The following is an 18,583-nucleotide window of genomic DNA, read 5'->3' as shown; positions in this document are numbered from 1 at the left end:
CTGCACGACCCACCAATGTAAAAAGGCGCCCTAAAGGCGCCTTTTTGCTATGCGTGGAACACAGCCCCGGCCACGAGCTTCCCCGTGGCGATAAAACGCGATCAACGCTGATACAGCGGATCTTCAACCCTGGCGGCGGTGAGATTGCCCCCTTCTTCTCGCACGATTTCCCATAACGCCTGGGCGGCGGTCGACAGCGAGCGGTTTTTCCGGCATGCCAGCATCAGCTGCCGCTCCATTACCGGGGTCAGTCGCTTCACCGCCAGATGGCTTCCCTGCGGTAACGGCAGCGCCAGCGCCGGCAGTACGCTGATGCCAATTCCCGATTCCACCATCGGAAACAGCGTTGCCGGATGGCCAATCTCCTGCACAATGTTCGCCCGGACAGCCAGCCTGCTGAGCGCCGCATCAATCAGCGGACGGCTGCCGGAAGCATAGTCCTGCAGGATCAGTCTCTCATCCTGTAGCGCCTGCCATGGCACTTCAGTCAGGCTGGCAAAAGGATGATCCTCCCGGCAGAGCAGCAAAAAAGGTTCCGCCAGGACCACCTCGCACTGCAGATCGGCCGCCGGGCCCGGATCAATCACGATGCCAAAATCCACTTCTCCCTGGCGAATACTCTCCAGGACCCACTGCTGGGGCCGGTCGTGCAGCACAAAATCGATATCAGGATAACGTCGATTACTGTGAGCAATACACTGCGGAATAAGGTGGGCGGAAATCGTCTGGCTGGCGGCGACCTTAACGGTGCCACTCAGCTGCTGGCCTACCCGACCGGCATCGCGCAGCGTCACCGCAAGCTCATCGAGCAAACGCTCCAGCCTGCCTGCCAGCTGCTGACCCGCCTCGGTGAGGACCACCTCCCGGGTGGTACGGTCAAGAAGACGGACTCCGGTCTGATGCTCCAGCTCCTTGACGCTGTGGCTGACGGCCGACTGGCTTAAGCCAATCATCTCCCCCGCCCGGCTAAAGCTCCTGGCGCGGGCAACGGTAACGAATACTTTTAACTGACGCAGAGAGTAATTCATCTTTTTAATTCATGAATAGATGCAATAAATCAATTTTATTTCTCAAATCAAAAAAAGCACAATAGCGCATCTCTTTTCAGGAGCGTTTATGAAACTTTTCCGCATTCTCGATCCGTTTACGGCAACCCTGGTCACCGTTGTCCTGTTGGCCTCATTCTTCCCGGCCCGTGGCGCTTTCGTCCCCTTCTTTGAACATCTCACCACCGCCGCCATCGCCCTGCTGTTCTTTATGCATGGCGCCAAACTCTCCCGGGAGGCAATTATCGCCGGCGGCAGCCACTGGCGTTTGCATCTGTGGGTGATGTGCAGCACCTTTATCCTCTTCCCGGTGCTGGGGGTTCTGTTTGCCTGGTGGGCGCCGGTGAAGGTCGATCCGATGCTCTACAGCGGCTTTATTTATTTGTGCATTCTGCCGGCCACCGTGCAATCCGCCATCGCCTTCACCTCGCTGGCCGGAGGCAACGTCGCGGCGGCGGTCTGCTCAGCTTCGGCCTCCAGCCTGTTGGGCATCTTTGTTTCACCACTGCTGGTGGGGGTCCTGATGAACCTTCACGGCGCAGGCGGTAGCCTCGAGCAGGTCGGAAAGATCATGCTGCAGCTGCTGTTGCCTTTCGTGCTCGGCCATTTATCGCGGCCGTGGATCGGCAACTGGGTGGCGAAGCATAAGAAGTGGATTGGTAAGACCGACCAGACCTCGATTCTGCTGGTGGTCTACTCCGCCTTTAGCGAGGCGGTGGTGAACGGGATCTGGCATAAAGTGGGCCTGGGATCGCTGCTGTTTATCGTGGTAGTCAGCCTGGTGCTGCTGGCCATCGTCATCGCGGTCAACGTGTTCGTCGCCCGCCGCTGCGGCTTTAACAAAGCTGATGAAATTACCATCGTCTTCTGCGGTTCGAAAAAGAGCCTGGCCAACGGCATCCCGATGGCCAATATTCTCTTCCCGACCTCCATCCTCGGCATCATGGTGCTGCCGCTGATGATCTTCCATCAAATCCAGCTGATGGTCTGCGCGGTGCTGGCGCGGCGCTATAAACGGCAAACCGATGCGCGTCTCGCTCAGGAAAAGACTAACGCCGCCAAAGCCTAACGCGCTTTCTTCAGGGGCTGGACCAGATCGCTCAGCCCCTCGCTTTTAATCAGCAGGGTCAGCGCCATCAGCTCGCCGAGATGGCCGGCAGGGAATTGATCCTTGCGCGCGAACCACAATAAATACTCCTCCGGGACATCGATTAAACGACGCCCCTTGTATTTACCGAACGGCATCTCGGTATTGGCGATCTCGACCAGCTGCGCTTTATCCACGTTATTCTCCCAACAGGCGCATCATTTCGGCTTCGTCAATCACCTCGATGCCGAGCTCCTGCGCTTTCGCCAGCTTAGAACCCGCCGCTTCGCCTGCAATCACCAGATCGGTTTTCTTCGACACGCTGCCCGCCACCTTCGCCCCTAGCGCCACCAGACGCGCTTTGGCATCATCCCGCGACAACTGACTGAGGCTGCCGGTCAGGACGACGGTTTTGCCTGCAAACGGGCTGTCAATCTCTTCCGCTTTCACCACCACCGGCGCCGGCCAGTGAACCCCTTCCGCCAGCAGCTGCGCGATGACATCGCGGTTGCTCTCTTCGGCAAAGAAGTTGAAAGTATGGGTGGCGACGACGATGCCGACATCAGGGACCTTCTGCAGCTCCTCAATGGAAGCCTGCTCCAGGGCTTCGAGGGTGCCAAAATGCGCCGCCAGGCCTGCCGCCGTGGCTTCTCCTACCTCGCGAATGCCCAAGGCGTAGAGGAAACGCGCGAAGGTTGTCTCTTTGGCTTTCTCGAGAGCGTTGACCACGTTTTGCGCGGACTTCGGCCCCATCCTATCCAGCCCGGTCAGTTTCCCTGCGGTCAGCCGGAACAGATCCGCCGGGGTATGGACGTACTCTTTCTCCACCAGCTGGTCGATGATCTTATCGCCCATGCCGTCAACGTCCAGCGCGCGACGGGAGACAAAGTGCTTGAGCGACTCTTTGCGCTGCGCGCCGCAGATCAGGCCGCCGGTACAGCGGGCTACCGCCTCGCCTTCCACTCGCTCAACGTCGGACTGACAAACCGGGCAGTGGGTCGGGAATTCAACATCCCGGGCATCTGCCGGACGTTCGGAAAGCACCACGTTGACCACCTGAGGGATCACGTCGCCTGCCCGGCGAATCACCACCTTGTCGCCGATTTTCAAGCCTAAGCGTTCAATCTCATCGGCGTTATGCAAAGTGGCATTACTCACCAGCACGCCGGCGACATGGACCGGCTCCAGGCGCGCCACCGGCGTAATCGCCCCGGTGCGGCCCACCTGGAACTCCACGTCCCGGACGAAAGTCATCTGCTCCTGGGCCGGGAACTTAAAGGCCACGGCCCAGCGCGGCGCGCGGGCGACGAAACCCAGCTGTTCCTGCAGCGCCAGCGAATCGACTTTGATCACCACGCCATCAATGTCAAAGCCCAGATGGGGACGATCTTCCTCGACTTTACGATAGTAAGTGAGCACTTCCTCGGGGGTATGGCAAAGAGTGACGCGATCGCTCACCGGTAATCCCCATGCTTTGAACTGCTGTAAACGGGCCGAGTGGCTGGCCGGCAGCTCACCGCCCTCCAGCACCCCAACGCCGTAGCAGAAGAAAGTAAGCGGTCGCTTCGCGGTGATGCGCGGGTCCAGCTGGCGCAACGAGCCCGCCGCCGCATTGCGCGGGTTAGCAAACACTTTTCCGCCGGTGCGGCGAGCTTCTTCATTGATTTTTTCGAACCCGGCCTGTGGGAGGAACACTTCCCCGCGCACCTCCAGGCGTACGGGGATATTATCGCCATGCAGCCTGAGCGGGATGGTGCGGATGGTTCGCACGTTAGAGGTAATATCCTCGCCGGTGGTGCCGTCGCCGCGGGTCGCCGCCTGCACCAGCACGCCGTTTTCGTAGAGAATGCTCACCGCGAGACCGTCGAGCTTCAGCTCGCAGCAGTAGATGAGCGGGTCAGTGCTTTTCAGGCGATCCAGCACCCGCTTGTTGAAGGCCAGAAAGCTCTCTTCGTCAAACACGTTGTCCAGCGACAGCATCGGCACTTCATGGCGGATCTGGCTGAAGGCGGTCAGTGGCGCCGCCCCCACGCGCTGAGTCGGCGAATCCGGGGTAATCAGCTCCGGATGCTGGCTCTCCAGCTCGCGCAGCTCGCGCATCAGCCGGTCATACTCCGCATCGGGCACTTCCGGCGCGTCCATAACGTGGTACAGGTATTCATGATGGCGAAGCGTGGTTCGCAGTTCAGTCAGTTGTTGTTCGATCGGTTCCATATCACACCATCAATGATAAAAAACCCCCGACAGGCGGGGGTTGAGAAGGAGTTGAGATAACGCGGGACGTCAGGCGTTCGCGTCTTTCACTTCGCGAATACGATCCTGGTATTCACGCAGTTTTTGCGGCGTCATCATGCGACGCTGATCGTCAAGCACCACGCCGCCCACTTCATCGGCGATATACTGCGCAGACTGCAGCATCAGCTTGAAGTTCTGCAGTTCATCACCGTAGGAAGGGACCTGCATAAAGATAGTCACCCCAGGGGTCATCATATCCGCCATGCTGTCCGGATTGAAGGTCCCCGGCTTCACCATGTTGGCCAGGCTGAACAGCACCGGGCCGCTGCCGTCCGGGCTCAGATGGCGGTGGAAAATATTCATTTCACCAAACTTGAAGCCGGCCTGCTGGATGCTATTGATAAGCACCTCGCCGTTAAGCTGCGCGCCATGGTGCGCGGCGACGTTCATCACGATGACCGTCTCTTTACGCTCTTTCGGCTGCGGCGCTGCAGGCTGCTGCGGCTCTGTCGGCTGCGGTTCAGCCACCGCGGGCTGCGGCGCGGCAACAGGCTGTGGCGCAGGCTGCTGCGGAGCGGCCGGCTGCGGCTGGGCGACGGTCGGGGTCACCGGCTGCGGCGCGACAGGCTGTTGCACAACAGGCTGCGGCTGGTGTTGCGGTTGCACGGGCGGCTGCGCGGGTTGCGGCTGTTGCCAGCCCGGCTGTGGAGCCGCATGCGGCGCAGACGGTTGTCCCTGCGGTTGTACCGGGGCCTGGCGCGGCGGCGGCGCCTGACGAACCGGTTCCTCAGGACGCACAGGCTGCTGCATCTGGCGCTCGTAAGGCGGCTGGTACTGGTGCTGCGGCGCCTGACGAGGGGCTTCATGCTCCCCATGCGCGCCGTGCGGAGCGTGAGTCACCGGATGAACGCGGACTTCACCTACGCCTTCAACATTATCATCAAAGTCGTCGTTTTCCGACTCATCGTCGCGCGACTTCATACGTTTCAGTGGGCGATCGCGAAACATCGAAGAACGTTCTTTACGGCTGGTCCAGAAACCATGTACCAGTAAAGCGATTATGGCGATCGCGCCAACAATGATTAATATCAGACGCAAATCCTGCATCATTATATTCTCTGTTGTTCTAACACCTTGCCACCACGGCAAACATTTACTCACTAAGAGTATTTGCCGATTACCTCAAGTGCAAGTGCGTCGGTCGCTTTCACCACATAAAGATGAACTAAATCGTGCTTTTTGCTGTTTTTTCGAACATTTCCTAACTGGTTATTGTCTGACGACCCGATAAAATAAGCGAGCATTCACACTGGATGTTAAAAAAGGAGCAATGCCTGGCTATGGTTTCATCATCCGCACCGACCCCGCGTAGCGGCGTACACTATTTTTCGCAGGGCTGGAAACTCATCGGGCTGCCGGGCATACGTCGTTATGTCTTCCTGCCTTTACTGGTTAACGTGCTGCTGATGGGCGGTGCTTTCTGGTGGCTGTTTACCCGTCTCGACAGCTGGATCCCTTCGCTGATGAGCCATGTACCTGACTGGCTGCAGTGGCTGAACTACCTGCTGTGGCCGGTGGTGGTGCTGTCGATCCTGCTGGTGTTTGGCTACTTCTTTTCTACTATTGCCAACTGGATTGCCGCCCCGTTCAGCGGCCTGCTGGCGGAACAGCTGGAAGCGCGTCTGACTGGCGCCACCCCGCCGGACGTCGGCGTCTTTGGCATCATGAAGGATATTCCACGCATCATGAAGCGTGAGTGGCAGAAGCTGGCATGGTACCTGCCCCGCGCCATCGTGCTGCTGCTGCTCTACTTTATACCCGGCGTTGGCCAGACGGTGGCTCCGGTACTCTGGTTCCTGTTCAGCGCATGGATGCTGGCGATTCAATACTGCGATTACCCCTTCGATAACCACAAGGTCCCCTTCAGGACCATGCGCGAAGCGCTGCGCAGCCGCAAGGTGATGAATATGCAGTTTGGCGCGCTCACCAGCCTGTTCACCATGATCCCGGTGTTAAACCTGGTGATCCTCCCGGTGGCTATCTGCGGCGCCACCGCCATGTGGGTCGATTGCTATCGCGACAGACACGCCAGCTGGAAGTAGTCGTCACACCTCCCCCGGGGAGCGGCGAGCGCCGCTCCTTATATCTCCGCTTATTCCTTCTTGCTCATCATTATTTCCCTTACGCATATAGATATGCTAAATCCTTACTTCCGCATATTCTTTAAGCGGGTATGCTGATGCCGTACCCCCAAATTTCATACAGTTAAGGACGGGCCATGAGTAAGATTTTTGAAGACAACTCCCTGACTATCGGTCATACGCCGCTGGTACGACTGAACCGCATTGGTAACGGTCGTATCCTGGCAAAGGTAGAATCTCGTAACCCGAGCTTTAGCGTAAAATGCCGTATCGGCGCCAATATGATCTGGGATGCTGAAAAGCGCGGCGTGCTGAAACCTGGCGTGGAACTGGTCGAACCGACCAGCGGCAACACCGGTATCGCCCTCGCCTACGTGGCGGCGGCACGCGGCTACAAGCTAACGCTAACCATGCCGGAAACCATGAGCATTGAGCGTCGTAAGCTTCTGAAAGCGCTGGGCGCCAACCTGGTGCTGACCGAAGGCGCCAAAGGCATGAAAGGCGCCATTCAGAAAGCGGAAGAGATTGTCGCCAGCAACCCGGAAAAATTCCTGCTGCTGCAGCAGTTCAGTAACCCGGCTAACCCGGAAATCCACGAAAAGACCACCGGTCCGGAAATCTGGGAAGACACCGACGGTCAGGTGGATGTCTTCATCTCCGGCGTCGGTACCGGCGGTACGCTGACCGGCGTCAGCCGCTACATTAAAAACACCAAGGGCAAAAAAGATCTGATCACCGTCGCGGTTGAACCGACCGATTCGCCGGTCATCTCCCAGGCGCTGGCGGGGGAAGAGCTCAAGCCGGGCCCGCACAAAATTCAGGGCATCGGCGCCGGCTTCATTCCTGGCAACCTGGATCTGAAGCTGGTGGACAAAGTAATCGGCATCACCAATGATGAAGCGATCTCCACCGCACGCCGCCTGATGGAAGAAGAAGGCATCCTGGCGGGTATCTCTTCCGGGGCCGCCGTTGCCGCGGCGCTGAAGCTGCAGGAAGATGAGGCCTTTACCAATAAGAATATTGTGGTTATCCTGCCTTCCTCGGGTGAGCGTTATTTAAGCACCGCGCTGTTTGCCGATCTCTTCACCGAGAAAGAACTGCAACAGTAGTGCCAGCTTGTAAATAATGTGTAAAAAAGCACCTTTTCAGGTGCTTTTTTGTGGCATACGTCAAAGTTTTACCCCTCCTGGCATTGATTCACCTCGTAGGGTCTGGTATTTAACCAGCACATTTATTTTGATGCGCGAAATTATTCAGAAGAGGATTTCCGCCAGCTGAATCGATTTTATGATTTGGTTCAAGTCTTCCTTTCGCGGCATAATGTTTAATGACGTGCTAGACGTCAATGGCCCGCAGGTCTTCGCAGCGCCAGGCGCTGCCGACGCCAAGGCCGGAAACGTAACGCCGGCGCTAACAATACAGGCTAAAGTCGAGTCGTTAGACTAGACTTTAGGTCCACAACACTAAACCTATAAGTTGGGGAAATATAATGTTCCAGCAAGAAGTTACCATTACCGCTCCGAACGGTCTGCACACCCGCCCTGCTGCTCAGTTTGTTAAAGAAGCTAAAGGCTTCACTTCTGAGATCACTGTAACCTCCAACGGCAAAAGCGCCAGCGCCAAAAGCCTGTTCAAACTGCAGACTCTGGGCCTGACCCAGGGCACCGTAGTGACCCTCTCCGCGGAAGGCGAAGATGAGCAGAAAGCTGTTGAGCATCTGGTTAAACTGATGGCTGAACTCGAGTAAGTTCACGGGTTCTTTTTCATATCAGTCACAAGTAAGGTAGGGTTATGATTTCAGGCATTTTAGCATCCCCGGGTATCGCCTTCGGCAAAGCACTGCTGCTGAAGGAAGATGAAATTGTCATCGACCGGAAGAAAATTTCTGCCGATAAGGTTGATCAGGAAGTCGAACGTTTCCTGAGCGGCCGCGCCAAGGCCTCCGCCCAGCTGGAGGTCATCAAAACCAAAGCTGGTGAAACTTTCGGTGAAGAAAAAGAAGCCATCTTCGAAGGGCATATTATGCTGCTGGAAGATGAGGAGCTTGAGCAGGAAATCATAGCCCTGATTAAAGATAAGCACATGACTGCCGACGCGGCAGCCAATGAAGTTATCGACGGTCAGGCCACTGCCCTGGAAGAGCTGGACGATGAATACCTGAAAGAACGTGCGGCTGACGTACGTGATATCGGTAAGCGCCTGCTGCGCAACATCCTTGGTCTGGCTATCATCGATCTGAGCGCGATTCAGGATGAAGTCATCCTCGTCGCCGCCGATCTGACCCCGTCTGAAACCGCACAGCTGAACCTGAAAAAAGTGCTGGGTTTCATCACCGACGCGGGCGGCCGTACCTCCCACACCTCCATCATGGCGCGTTCCCTGGAACTGCCGGCCATCGTGGGCACCGGCAGCATCACGGCGCAGGTTAAAAACGGCGACTATCTGATTCTCGACGCGGTGAACAACCAGGTTCTGATCAACCCGTCTAACGAGCAAATTGAAGCGCTGCGTAATCTGCAGGCTCAGGTTGCGGAAGAAAAAGCCGAACTGGCGAAACTGAAAGATCTGCCGGCGATTACTCTCGACGGCCATCAGGTTGAAGTGTGCGCCAACATCGGTACCGTTCGCGACGTCGAAGGTGCTGAGCGCAACGGCGCCGAAGGCGTAGGCCTGTATCGTACTGAATTCCTGTTCATGGATCGCGACGCGCTGCCAACCGAAGAAGAGCAGTTTGCGGCTTATAAAGCGGTGGCTGAAGCCTGTGGCTCTCAGGCCGTTATCGTGCGTACCATGGACATCGGCGGCGACAAAGAGCTGCCGTACATGAACTTCCCGAAAGAAGAGAACCCGTTCCTCGGCTGGCGTGCCGTGCGTATCGCCATGGATCGTAAAGAGATCCTCCGCGATCAGGTTCGCGCCATCCTGCGTGCCTCCGCTTTCGGTAAGCTGCGCATTATGTTCCCGATGATCATCTCTGTTGAAGAAGTGCGTGCGCTGAAGAAAGAGATCGAAATCTACAAACAGGAACTGCGTGACGAAGGTAAAGCATTTGACGAATCCATTGAGATCGGCGTGATGGTGGAAACACCGGCTGCGGCGACCATTGCTCGTCATCTGGCCAAAGAAGTTGATTTCTTTAGTATCGGCACCAATGATTTAACGCAATATACTCTGGCAGTTGACCGTGGTAATGATATGATTTCACATCTTTACCAGCCGATGTCACCGTCTGTACTGAATCTGATTAAGCAAGTTATTGATGCTTCTCACGCTGAAGGTAAATGGACTGGCATGTGCGGTGAGCTTGCGGGCGATGAACGTGCTACACTTCTGTTGCTGGGTATGGGGCTGGACGAATTCTCTATGAGCGCCATTTCCATCCCGCGCATCAAGAAGATTATTCGTAACACGAACTTCGAAGATGCGAAAGTATTAGCAGAGCAGGCTCTTGCTCAACCGACAACGGACGAGTTAATGACGCTGGTTAACAAGTTCATTGAAGAAAAAACAATCTGCTAATCCACGAGATGCGCGGCCCAAATTACTGCTTAGGAGAAGATCATGGGTTTGTTTGATAAATTGAAATCTCTGGTTTCTGATGACAAGAAAGACACCGGAACTATTGAGATTGTTGCTCCCCTCTCCGGTGAGATCGTCAACATTGAAGACGTGCCGGATGTGGTTTTTGCGGAAAAAATTGTGGGCGATGGGATTGCCATCAAACCGACCGGCAACAAAATGGTCGCGCCGGTAGACGGTACCATTGGTAAAATTTTCGAAACCAACCATGCGTTCTCTATTGAATCTGATAGCGGCATCGAGCTGTTCGTTCACTTCGGTATTGATACCGTTGAACTGAAAGGCGAAGGCTTCAAGCGTATCGCTGAAGAAGGCCAGCGCGTGAAAGTCGGCGACCCGGTTATCGAATTCGATCTGCCGCTGCTGGAAGAGAAAGCCAAGTCTACCCTGACTCCGGTGGTTATCTCCAACATGGACGAGATCAAAGAGCTGATCAAACTGTCCGGTAGCGTGACCGTGGGTGAAACCCCGGTAATCCGCATCAAGAAGTAATGATTGCTGCATAGAAATGGCGCCGAAAGGCGCCATTTTTTTATATCGCGTGGGTCACCGGCTGATAGCATTTTTCGCGAGATAAGAGACGCAATCCTTCCGGGGTGCTCTCCAGAATGCGCCGCTCGCCGTCAGAGACCAGCAGTTCGCACTGATATCCTCCGGCCAGGCCGAACAGCGACCGCGCCACGCAGGCATCCTCCAGCGCCGCCTCCCCTGTGGTATCAAAATGACCAACAATGCGTCCCTGCTGACGGATCACTAACCGATAGCTTTTCATCTCTGTTGCTCCAGCGGCGGCAGGATCAGTTCGTCACACCCCTGCGCGGCAGTCCAGTTCATCACCTCCAGCACGCGCTGGGCGGCTGCTTCCGTCGCTGCCCCCAGCGCCAGGCCCGAAAGCAACCCGCTCACCAGCTCAGCGCAAAACAGATCGCCGGTACCCTTCAAGTCCGTCTCCACCCGCGGGTGAACCACCACCTGCACTGCATCGGCCGTCACCACCAGCACATTGATTGTCGAAGCGGCCTCTCCTGGCGCGCTGGTGATCACCACCCACTTGAGACTGTCCGACAGCAGGCTTCGCGCCGCGGCGACCGCCTCCTGCTGATTGCGACAGCGCCGGCCGCTCAGCGTCTCCAGCTCAAACAGATTAGGGGTGATCCCTTGCGCCAGCGGCAGCAGGTGCTGACGATAGGCGTCCGGGATCTCGGCCTTGACGTAGATGCCGCTGTCGACATCGCCAATCACCGGATCCACCAGAATACAGAGATCGGGATGGCGGTCACGGACCCGCGTTAGCCACTGCGCCAGGCGTTCAATTTGCACGGCGTTGCCCATATAGCCGGTGGTCACCGCACGCAGTTCGCGCAACGCGTCGCGCTCCTCAAGCGCCTGCAGGTACCCGACAAACCACTCCTCCGGGATAATGCCGCCATAGAACGTCTCATAATGGGGCGTATTGCTGAACAGCACCGTCGGCACCGCCAGCACGCGCAAACCGTGCTGTTTAATCGCCGGTACCGCGATGCTGTTGCCGACGCTGCCGTAAACTACCTGCGACTGCACGGCGACGATATCGACTTCCGACGCCCGGCTTTTGTCGTGAAAGAGCACTGATTGTATGTCATCTTGCTGGCCCATCTTTTCTCCCCCCGCTGGACAGCGGGTCACGCTCTGATTATGATTCGTCCTATGCTAAATTTCATTTTGTCATAGGTCAATAATGTTTGCCGGAAAAACCGCCAGCGATATCTTCGATCATATCCGCCATCTGGTGCAGAGCGGTGGCTTGCAGCCCGGAGAGGTTCTGCCGCCGGTACGCGAGCTCGCCAGCCAGCTGGCGGTGAATCGCAATACCGTCGCCGCCGCCTATAAACGGCTGGTGACATCTGGTCTGGCCGTGAGCCAGGGACGAAACGGCACGGCCATCAAAGCACGGGATCCGCTGCCGGCGCTGGAGGGCGGTGACCCCACGACGCCGCTGAACGATCTCTCCAGCGGCAATCCGGACCCCGCCAGGCTGCCTGATTTAGCACGCTATCTGGGCCAAATTGCCCGCACGCCCCACCTGTATGGCGATGCCCCCATCGAGCCGCGGCTTGGCGAATGGGCTGAGGCATGGTTTTCCGGGGAGATAACCGTTCCCTTTGCCCTGAACCTCGCCAGCGGGGCGATTGACGCGCTGGAGCGTCTGCTGTGCGCCTTGCTGCTCCCCGGCGACGGCGTGGTGGTTGAAGATCCCTGTTTTCTTAGCAGCATCAATATGGTGCGTTACGCTGGCTTTACCCCCTGCCCGGTGGCGGTGGATGCCGAGGGGATGGATCCTGTCGGGCTGGAGGAGGCGTTACGCAACGGCGCGCGGGCGGTGATCTTAACCCCGCGCGCGCACAATCCTACCGGCTGTAGCCTGACGGAAACCCGGGCGCATGCCCTGCGGGAGGTGCTGGTCCGTTATCCGCAGGTGCTGGCGATCGTCGATGACCATTTTGCCCTGCTGTCGGCTATGCCCTGGTTTTCTCCTCTGCCCGCGAGCACCCAGCGCTGGGCGGTGGTGCGTTCGATGTCAAAAACCCTCGGGCCCGACCTGCGGCTGGCCTTTATTGCCAGCGATATCGACACCTCCTCGGCGCTGCGCCTGCGGCTTAACGCCGGCAGCCAGTGGGTCAGCCATCTGCTGCAGGATCTGACGCTGGCCTGTCTCACCGATGAGGCATTTATCGCCTCGATGACGGAGACCCGCCGTCACTATCGCCAGCAGAATGAGAAACTGGCGGCAGCGCTAGCCCGGCACGGCTACAGCCATGCTACGCCTGGCGACGGCCTTAATTTCTGGCTGCCGCTGCCAACGGCGAGCCAGCCCTACGCCTTACGGCTGGCCCGCGCCGGCTGGCTGGTCCGCGAGGGGGAGGTGTTTGGCATTCGTACGCCCTCCCACGGGCTACGCCTGTCGCTGGGCCGCCTGAATGACGATGAGATTGCCCGCCTGGCGGTCGATATAGCCCAGGTCTTAGACGCTCCCTAACGCAGGCAGTGCGTCGAACGCATCGGGGAGTGGTAGCTACTGCCGACAAGTTACTGTAAAAATAAACGAAAACAGGCGTAGTCTTACCTGCATGCCCGGATCGTCGAAACGGATGAAACGCTCACGGTGGCGGACACATCGCTCACAATAAGGAGCACCAGAGATGCATCACATTGACCTGACCCTAAAAGCAGTCATCGAAGCCTGCGACCGCGCTATCTCGCAGGAAGATTACGATACCCTGATGGGCTATTACGCGGAAGACGCCGCGCTGGTCGTCAAACCGGGCATGGTGGTCAGAGGGAAAGAGAATATCCGCAAAGCGTTTATCGCCATTGCCGACTATTTCCAGCACCGGCTGATAGTGACCCAGGGGAAAATGGAGGTCATTGAGGGCGGCGGCAATGCGCTGGTGATTATGGAGACCCGGCTGGATATCCCGACGGCACAGGGAATAACACAGGTTACGCGACGCGCAACCTATGTCTTTCAGAAGCAGGGGGAGCGCTGGTTGTGCACGGTCGATAACTCCTACGGCACCGACCTGCTCGATGATTAAATACCCGCTCCCTGGCTAAAGTGTTCCTCGCCGAACACGCCGGTGGAGAGGTAGCGATCGCCGCGATCGCAGACGATCGCCACCACCACCGCGCCTGGATTTTCGCGGGCGATACGTAACGCCCCGGCTACCGCGCCGCCAGAGCTGACGCCGCAGAAAATGCCTTCCCGCACCGCCAGCTGACGCATGGTGTTCTCGGCATCCTGCTGATGAATATCCAGCACCGCATCCACCAGCGAAGCGTTAAAGATCCCCGGCATATACTCTGCCGGCCAGCGGCGGATCCCGGGAATACTGCTGCCCTCCTCCGGCTGCAGGCCGACGATGGTCACCGGTTTACTCTGTTCGCGCAGAAATCGTGACACGCCGGTAATGGTGCCGGTGGTCCCCATACTGGAGACAAAGTGGGTGATACGCCCTGCGGTCTGCTGCCAGATTTCCGGCCCGGTGGTGGTGTAGTGGGCGTAGGGGTTGTCCGGGTTGTTAAACTGATCGAGCAGCTTGCCCTCCCCGCGCTGAGCCATCTCGAGGGCCAGGTCGCGAGCCCCTTCCATCCCCTGCTCTTTGGTGACCAGGATCAGCTCGGCGCCGTAGGCGCGCATCGCGGCCCGGCGCTCCTGGCTCATGTTGTCGGGCATCAGCAGCTTCATCCGGTAGCCTTTCAGCGCGGCGATCATCGCCAGCGCGATACCGGTGTTGCCGCTGGTCGCTTCGATCAGCACGTCGCCGGGCTGAATTTCGCCGCGCTTTTCCGCTTCGACGATCATCGACAGCGCAGCGCGATCTTTCACCGAACCGGCCGGATTATTGCCTTCGAGTTTGACCCAGATTTCACTGCCGTTGTCCGGCCCCAGACGCTGAAGTTTGACCAGAGGGGTATTGCCGATGGTGTGTTCGAGTGTATTCACGATGTTTACTCAATAAAAAAGCCGGGCGGCGCTTCGCTTACCCGGCCTACCAGACGCATGATAATTCCAGACCGGGTAAGCACAGCCTCACCCGGCCAAAGCACATGGATTTAAGCTATCAGGCAGACTGCGCCAGAGCAAGCTCGCCGCGTGGCTCGATACGCTCGGTACCGTTGTACAGGCGCGCGTTTTGCAGCCCGACGAACAGCCGTTCGCCGCGGGACGGCGCCTCATCGCCCGTTAACACCACGCTCAGCGGTTCGTCATACCACCCCAGAGGCTGGACGACTAATTGGGTGTAGTGTCCTTTCGGACTGGCCTCCAGGACCTGCACCGGCAGCGGCGAATCCAGGCTGGTTCGGCGGCTGATGTCCACTTCCCACGGACGCAGGAACAGATCCACCGGCCCCTGGTATGCCGGGGTATAGCCTAACGGCCAGCGGTGGGCGCCAACGTGGAACTGTCCGCCGCGGATAACCCCCTGCAGACGATTCACTTCCCCCATGAACTCCAGCACGAAGCGGGTGGACGGCTCACGCCACACGCGTTCAGGCGCATCGGCCTGTTCGATGTTGCCCTGGCTCATCACCACCACCCGGTCGGCAACTTCCATCGCCTCTTCCTGATCGTGGGTGACGAACACGCTGGTAAATTTTAGCTCTTCATGCAGCTGACGCAGCCAGCGGCGCAGCTCTTTACGCACCTGCGCATCCAGCGCGCCGAAAGGTTCATCCAGCAGCAGAATTTGCGGCTCTACCGCCAGGGCGCGCGCCAGCGCCACGCGCTGCTTCTGACCACCGGACAGCTGCGCCGGATAGCGATCCGCCAGGTGAGCCAGCTGCACCATCTCCAGCAGTTTGGTCACTTTGGCTTTAATCGCCGCCGCATTGGGTCGTTCACGGCGCGGCAGTACGGTCAGGCCAAAAGCGATGTTATCGAACACCGTCATATGGCGGAACAGCGCATAGTGCTGGAAGACGAAGCCCACTTTACGGTCGCGGGCGTGCATCCGGCTGACGTCGGTGCCGTGGAAGCGGATATGACCGCTGGTCTGATGCTCCAGCCCGGCGATAATCCGCAGCAGGGTAGTTTTCCCGGAGCCGGAAGGCCCCAGCAGCGCGACCATTTGTCCGGAAGGGATATCCAGCGAGATATCATTCAGCACCTGGGTGCGACCAAACGATTTCTTAATATTGGCAATCTCAATGCTCATGATTTCCCTCCTGTTGCGCGCGTTTTTCCTGGTTGGCCAGACGCCATTGCAACATACTCTTTAAAAACAGGGTCAGAATAGCCATTAACGTCAGCAGGGCCGCGGCGGTAAACGAGCCGACGGTGTTGTAATCCTGCTCCAGTAATTCAATTTGCAGCGGCAGCGACAGCGTTTCTCCGCGGATCGAACCGGAGACCACCGACACCGCGCCGAATTCGCCGATGGCGCGGGCGTTGGTCAACACCACGCCGTACAGCAGCGCCCAGCGAATATTGGGCAACGTCACCCGGCGGAACATCTGCCATCCGGAAGCCCCCAGCAATACCGCCGCCTCATCTTCATGGCTGCCCTGACTCATCATCACCGGCACCAGCTCACGCACCACAAACGGACAGGTGACAAAGATCGTCGCCAGCACCATGCCCGGCCAGGCGAACATGATTTGCAGATTATGTGCATCAAGCCAGCCGCCCAGCGGACCGTTAGAGCCGTAGAACAGCAGATAAACCAGACCCGCGACCACTGGCGAGACGGCGAACGGGATATCCAGCATCGTCAACAGCAGCTGGCGTCCCGGGAACGTAAAGCGCGTGACCAGCCAGGCCAGCAAGGTCCCGAACACCAGGTTCACCGGCACGGTAATCAAGGCGATCATCACCGTCAGCCAGATGGCGTGCAGCATGTCCGGGTTCGCCAGGTTTTCCAGCACCGGCATTAACCCTTTGCTGAAGGCCTGGATGAAGATGTAGAGCATCGGCACCACAAGGATGAAGGCGGAAACCAGCATCCCGACGCCAATCAGAAACCATTTGCCCCAGTTGATGCGGGGCGCGTCGTAGCGTTTCAATTGAGTAACTTCCGCCATTAGTGACCTACCACGCGTCGACCAAAGCGACTCTGCAGGGTATTGATGGAAAACAACAGCAGCAGCGAGGCGGCCAGGATCACTGAGGCGATGGCGCTCGCCGCCGGATAGTCAAACTCCTGCAGACGAATAAAGATCATCAGCGACGTCACTTCCGTCTTCCACGCGATGTTGCCGGCGATAAAAATCACCGCGCCGAATTCGCCGAGGCTGCGGGTAAACGACAAGGCGATGCCCGCCAGCAGCGCCGGCGACAGCTCCGGCAGGACCACCTTGCGAAAACTCTGCCAGCGCGTGGCGCCCAGCGTTTCCGCTGCCTCTTCATATTCCGGTCCCAGCTCTTCCAGCACCGGCTGCACGGTACGCACCACGAACGGGATGCTGGTGAAAGCCATCGCCACGGCGATACCGAGCCAGGTATAGGTCACTTTAATATCGAACTTCGCCAGCCATTCCCCGTAAATGCCGTTTACCGAAAACAGCGAGGCCAGGGTCAGGCCGGCTACCGCCGTCGGCAGCGCAAACGGCAGGTCCATTAAGGCATCCAGCAGCGTGCGGCCCGGAAAACGATAGCGGGTAAGGATCCACGCCATCAGCAGACCGAAGACGCCGTTAAAAATCGAGGCCACGAACGCCGACAGCAGCGTCACCTTATAGGCCGCCACCACCTGCGGGTTGGTGATCACATCCCAGTACTGCGCCCAGCTCATCTGCGCCAGCTGCATCACCAGCGCGCTGAGCGGTAATAACAGAATCAGACAGACAAACAGCAGGCTGGTGCCGAGGCTCAGGGTAAAGCCCGGCAGCACGCGCTTGGACGACACAGCAAACATTACTTACGCCCCGCCGCCAGCAGTTTGTCCAGTTCGCCGCCGCTGGCGAAGTGGGTTTTCATCACCTCAGGCCAGGAGCCAAACTTGTCCTCCACGCGGAACAGTTCGGTCTGCGGGAATTTATCCTTCAGCGAATCCATCACTTTCGGGTTGTTTACCCGATAGTAGTAGTCGGTAATGATGGTCTGCGCCTGCGGGCTGTAGAGCCAGTTCAGATAGGCTTTCGCCGCCTTTTCCGTGCCGTTGGCTTTGACGTTTTTATCCACCCAGGCCACCGGGAACTCCGCCAGAATGTTGGTTTTCGGGATCACCACTTCAAATCCCTGCGCCTCATACTGCTTGCGAATATTGTTCACTTCCGACTCGAAACTGATCAGCACATCGCCCAGGCCGCGCTCGGCGAAGGTAGTGGTCGCCCCGCGTCCGCCGGTGTCGAAGACTTCGACGTTCTTCAGGAACTGGGTCATAAACTGTTCGGTTTTGGCTTTATCGCCACCGTCGGCTTTATCCGCCGCGCCCCAGGCCGCCAGGTAGGTGTACCGCGCGTTGCCCGAGGTTTTCGGGTTCGGGAAGATTAGCTTAACGTCAGAGCGGACCAGGTCGTTCCAGTCATGAATGTTTTTCGGGTTGCCTTTGCGCACCAGGAAGCCCATCGTCGAATAGAACGGCGAGCTGTTGTTTGGCAGGCGGCTTTGCCAGTCGGCCGGGATCAGGTTGCCTTTGTCATGCAGGATCTGCACGTCCGTCACCTGGTTGTAGGTCACCACGTCCGCCTTCAGGCCCTGCAGGATCGCCAGCGCCTGCTTGGAAGAGCCGGCGTGCGACTGCTTGATGGTCAGCTTGTCTCCACCATTGTCCTTCGCCCACTGCTGCTCAAAAGGCGGGTTAAGGGCGGCAAACAGCTCGCGGGAGACATCATAGGAGCTGTTCAGCAGCTCCGTCGCCTGCGCCTGCGCCACCAGCAGCAGGGAAGCCGCCAGCGCCAGATATCCTTTTTTCAGTGATTTAACGGCCATTGCGCACCCTTATCAAAAATGATCATTTACTGATGATCATCATATTTATAACGGGTACGAAAGGAGTAACGGTTTTATATACCGT

19 protein-coding genes are annotated in these 18,583 nt (G+C 58.0%); 8 read left to right on the top strand and 11 right to left on the bottom strand.

Annotated features, from left to right (window positions below; all coding sequences use genetic code 11):
• Positions 1-101 precede the first annotated feature (101 nt).
• Complete coding sequence (locus ABLV64_RS06445; protein ID WP_065802934.1) at positions 102-1,028, bottom strand: LysR family transcriptional regulator; 927 nt, start codon at positions 1,026-1,028, stop codon at positions 102-104.
• Positions 1,029-1,116: 88 nt separating this feature from the next.
• On the opposite strand from ABLV64_RS06445, the gene ABLV64_RS06440 reads away from it, so the two are divergent.
• Positions 1,117-2,115: a bile acid:sodium symporter family protein gene (locus tag ABLV64_RS06440; RefSeq protein ID WP_004202009.1), complete on the top strand. Its 999-nt coding sequence runs from the start codon at positions 1,117-1,119 to the stop codon at positions 2,113-2,115.
• Here the strand turns inward: ABLV64_RS06440 and ABLV64_RS06435 are convergent.
• The 3 genes from ABLV64_RS06435 to zipA all read right to left on the bottom strand — a co-directional run bounded on the left by ABLV64_RS06435 (position 2,112) and on the right by zipA (position 5,478).
• Entirely contained in the window at positions 2,112-2,330 is a 219-nt protein-coding gene (locus tag ABLV64_RS06435; RefSeq protein WP_004202007.1) for a DUF3820 family protein, read from the bottom strand. The genes ABLV64_RS06440 and ABLV64_RS06435 overlap by 4 nt on opposite strands.
• Position 2,331: 1 nt before the next feature.
• A complete protein-coding gene (gene ligA, locus ABLV64_RS06430) occupies positions 2,332-4,347 on the bottom strand; it encodes an NAD-dependent DNA ligase LigA (protein ID WP_100098292.1) in 2,016 nt (671 codons plus the stop codon).
• A gap of 69 nt (positions 4,348-4,416) precedes the next feature.
• On the bottom strand, positions 4,417-5,478 hold the full coding sequence (zipA, locus tag ABLV64_RS06425; protein WP_004202003.1) for a cell division protein ZipA: 1,062 nt from the start codon (positions 5,476-5,478) through the stop codon (positions 4,417-4,419).
• 230 nt (positions 5,479-5,708) lie between these two features.
• Between zipA and cysZ the strand changes: the two genes are divergently transcribed.
• The 5 genes from cysZ to crr all read left to right on the top strand — a co-directional run bounded on the left by cysZ (position 5,709) and on the right by crr (position 10,580).
• The gene (cysZ, locus tag ABLV64_RS06420) at positions 5,709-6,470 is read left to right on the top strand and encodes a sulfate transporter CysZ (protein ID WP_017900461.1); all 762 of its coding nucleotides are present in this window, start codon (positions 5,709-5,711) and stop codon (positions 6,468-6,470) included.
• 176 nt (positions 6,471-6,646) lie between these two features.
• Positions 6,647-7,618, top strand: coding sequence for a cysteine synthase A (gene cysK, locus ABLV64_RS06415; RefSeq protein WP_004202001.1), 972 nt, complete (start codon positions 6,647-6,649; stop codon positions 7,616-7,618).
• Positions 7,619-7,998: 380 nt separating this feature from the next.
• Positions 7,999-8,256 (top strand): phosphocarrier protein Hpr, encoded by a 258-nt coding sequence (ptsH, locus tag ABLV64_RS06410; protein WP_002913505.1) that lies wholly within the window; start codon positions 7,999-8,001, stop codon positions 8,254-8,256.
• 44 nt (positions 8,257-8,300) lie between these two features.
• Entirely contained in the window at positions 8,301-10,028 is a 1,728-nt protein-coding gene (ptsI, locus tag ABLV64_RS06405; RefSeq protein WP_004201998.1) for a phosphoenolpyruvate-protein phosphotransferase PtsI, read from the top strand.
• Between the two features lie 42 nt (positions 10,029-10,070).
• A complete protein-coding gene (crr, locus tag ABLV64_RS06400) occupies positions 10,071-10,580 on the top strand; it encodes a PTS glucose transporter subunit IIA (RefSeq protein WP_000522253.1) in 510 nt (169 codons plus the stop codon).
• Positions 10,581-10,620: 40 nt separating this feature from the next.
• On the opposite strand, the gene ABLV64_RS06395 is transcribed toward crr, so the two are convergent.
• Both ABLV64_RS06395 and pdxK read right to left on the bottom strand, forming a co-directional pair.
• Positions 10,621-10,860, bottom strand: a complete 240-nt coding sequence (locus ABLV64_RS06395; protein ID WP_017900460.1) for a hypothetical protein — start codon at positions 10,858-10,860, stop codon at positions 10,621-10,623.
• Entirely contained in the window at positions 10,857-11,723 is an 867-nt protein-coding gene (gene pdxK / locus ABLV64_RS06390; protein WP_004201995.1) for a pyridoxine/pyridoxal/pyridoxamine kinase, read from the bottom strand. Before pdxK ends, ABLV64_RS06395 begins: the two co-directional genes overlap by 4 nt.
• Positions 11,724-11,805: 82 nt before the next feature.
• Between pdxK and ptsJ the strand changes: the two genes are divergently transcribed.
• Both ptsJ and ABLV64_RS06380 read left to right on the top strand, forming a co-directional pair.
• Entirely contained in the window at positions 11,806-13,104 is a 1,299-nt protein-coding gene (ptsJ, locus tag ABLV64_RS06385) for a transcriptional regulator PtsJ (protein WP_148390346.1), read from the top strand.
• Positions 13,105-13,267: 163 nt separating this feature from the next.
• Positions 13,268-13,663, top strand: coding sequence for a nuclear transport factor 2 family protein (locus ABLV64_RS06380; RefSeq protein WP_004201993.1), 396 nt, complete (start codon positions 13,268-13,270; stop codon positions 13,661-13,663).
• Here the strand turns inward: ABLV64_RS06380 and cysM are convergent.
• The 5 genes from cysM to cysP all read right to left on the bottom strand — a co-directional run bounded on the left by cysM (position 13,660) and on the right by cysP (position 18,498).
• Complete coding sequence (gene cysM / locus ABLV64_RS06375; RefSeq protein WP_004201992.1) at positions 13,660-14,571, bottom strand: cysteine synthase CysM; 912 nt, start codon at positions 14,569-14,571, stop codon at positions 13,660-13,662. The two genes, ABLV64_RS06380 and cysM, sit on opposite strands and share 4 nt — an antisense overlap.
• A 118-nt stretch (positions 14,572-14,689) precedes the next feature.
• A complete protein-coding gene (gene cysA, locus ABLV64_RS06370; protein ID WP_004201991.1) occupies positions 14,690-15,784 on the bottom strand; it encodes a sulfate/thiosulfate ABC transporter ATP-binding protein CysA in 1,095 nt (364 codons plus the stop codon).
• The gene (cysW, locus tag ABLV64_RS06365; protein ID WP_004201990.1) at positions 15,774-16,649 is read right to left on the bottom strand and encodes a sulfate/thiosulfate ABC transporter permease CysW; all 876 of its coding nucleotides are present in this window, start codon (positions 16,647-16,649) and stop codon (positions 15,774-15,776) included. Before cysW ends, cysA begins: the two co-directional genes overlap by 11 nt.
• Positions 16,649-17,482, bottom strand: coding sequence for a sulfate/thiosulfate ABC transporter permease CysT (gene cysT / locus ABLV64_RS06360; RefSeq protein ID WP_002913626.1), 834 nt, complete (start codon positions 17,480-17,482; stop codon positions 16,649-16,651). Before cysT ends, cysW begins: the two co-directional genes overlap by 1 nt.
• The gene (gene cysP / locus ABLV64_RS06355) at positions 17,482-18,498 is read right to left on the bottom strand and encodes a thiosulfate/sulfate ABC transporter substrate-binding protein CysP (protein WP_017900457.1); all 1,017 of its coding nucleotides are present in this window, start codon (positions 18,496-18,498) and stop codon (positions 17,482-17,484) included. Before cysP ends, cysT begins: the two co-directional genes overlap by 1 nt.
• Positions 18,499-18,583: the final 85 nt, after the last annotated feature.

The organism is Klebsiella sp. JB_Kp031, from assembly GCF_040064295.1.
GTDB classification, from domain to species: Bacteria; Pseudomonadota; Gammaproteobacteria; order Enterobacterales; family Enterobacteriaceae; genus Klebsiella; species Klebsiella quasipneumoniae.
This window is presented reverse-complemented; position numbering and strand designations above follow the sequence as displayed.

Excerpts from the sequence above, each read along its gene's own strand:
- pdxK (WP_004201995.1), bottom strand. The coding sequence starts at position 11,723 with ATGGGCCAGCAAGATGACATACAATCAGTGCTCTTTCACGACAAAAGC.
- cysT (WP_002913626.1), bottom strand. The coding sequence starts at position 17,482 with ATGTTTGCTGTGTCGTCCAAGCGCGTGCTGCCGGGCTTTACCCTGAGC.
- crr (WP_000522253.1), top strand. The coding sequence starts at position 10,071 with ATGGGTTTGTTTGATAAATTGAAATCTCTGGTTTCTGATGACAAGAAA.
- ABLV64_RS06380 (WP_004201993.1), top strand. The coding sequence starts at position 13,268 with ATGCATCACATTGACCTGACCCTAAAAGCAGTCATCGAAGCCTGCGAC.
- cysW (WP_004201990.1), bottom strand. The coding sequence starts at position 16,649 with ATGGCGGAAGTTACTCAATTGAAACGCTACGACGCGCCCCGCATCAAC.
- zipA (WP_004202003.1), bottom strand. The coding sequence starts at position 5,478 with ATGATGCAGGATTTGCGTCTGATATTAATCATTGTTGGCGCGATCGCC.
- ligA (WP_100098292.1), bottom strand. The coding sequence starts at position 4,347 with ATGGAACCGATCGAACAACAACTGACTGAACTGCGAACCACGCTTCGC.
- ABLV64_RS06395 (WP_017900460.1), bottom strand. The coding sequence starts at position 10,860 with ATGAAAAGCTATCGGTTAGTGATCCGTCAGCAGGGACGCATTGTTGGT.
- cysZ (WP_017900461.1), top strand. The coding sequence starts at position 5,709 with ATGGTTTCATCATCCGCACCGACCCCGCGTAGCGGCGTACACTATTTT.
- cysK (WP_004202001.1), top strand. The coding sequence starts at position 6,647 with ATGAGTAAGATTTTTGAAGACAACTCCCTGACTATCGGTCATACGCCG.
- ABLV64_RS06440 (WP_004202009.1), top strand. The coding sequence starts at position 1,117 with ATGAAACTTTTCCGCATTCTCGATCCGTTTACGGCAACCCTGGTCACC.
- ptsH (WP_002913505.1), top strand. The coding sequence starts at position 7,999 with ATGTTCCAGCAAGAAGTTACCATTACCGCTCCGAACGGTCTGCACACC.
- ABLV64_RS06445 (WP_065802934.1), bottom strand. The coding sequence starts at position 1,028 with ATGAATTACTCTCTGCGTCAGTTAAAAGTATTCGTTACCGTTGCCCGC.
- ptsJ (WP_148390346.1), top strand. The coding sequence starts at position 11,806 with ATGTTTGCCGGAAAAACCGCCAGCGATATCTTCGATCATATCCGCCAT.
- ptsI (WP_004201998.1), top strand. The coding sequence starts at position 8,301 with ATGATTTCAGGCATTTTAGCATCCCCGGGTATCGCCTTCGGCAAAGCA.
- cysP (WP_017900457.1), bottom strand. The coding sequence starts at position 18,498 with ATGGCCGTTAAATCACTGAAAAAAGGATATCTGGCGCTGGCGGCTTCC.
- cysA (WP_004201991.1), bottom strand. The coding sequence starts at position 15,784 with ATGAGCATTGAGATTGCCAATATTAAGAAATCGTTTGGTCGCACCCAG.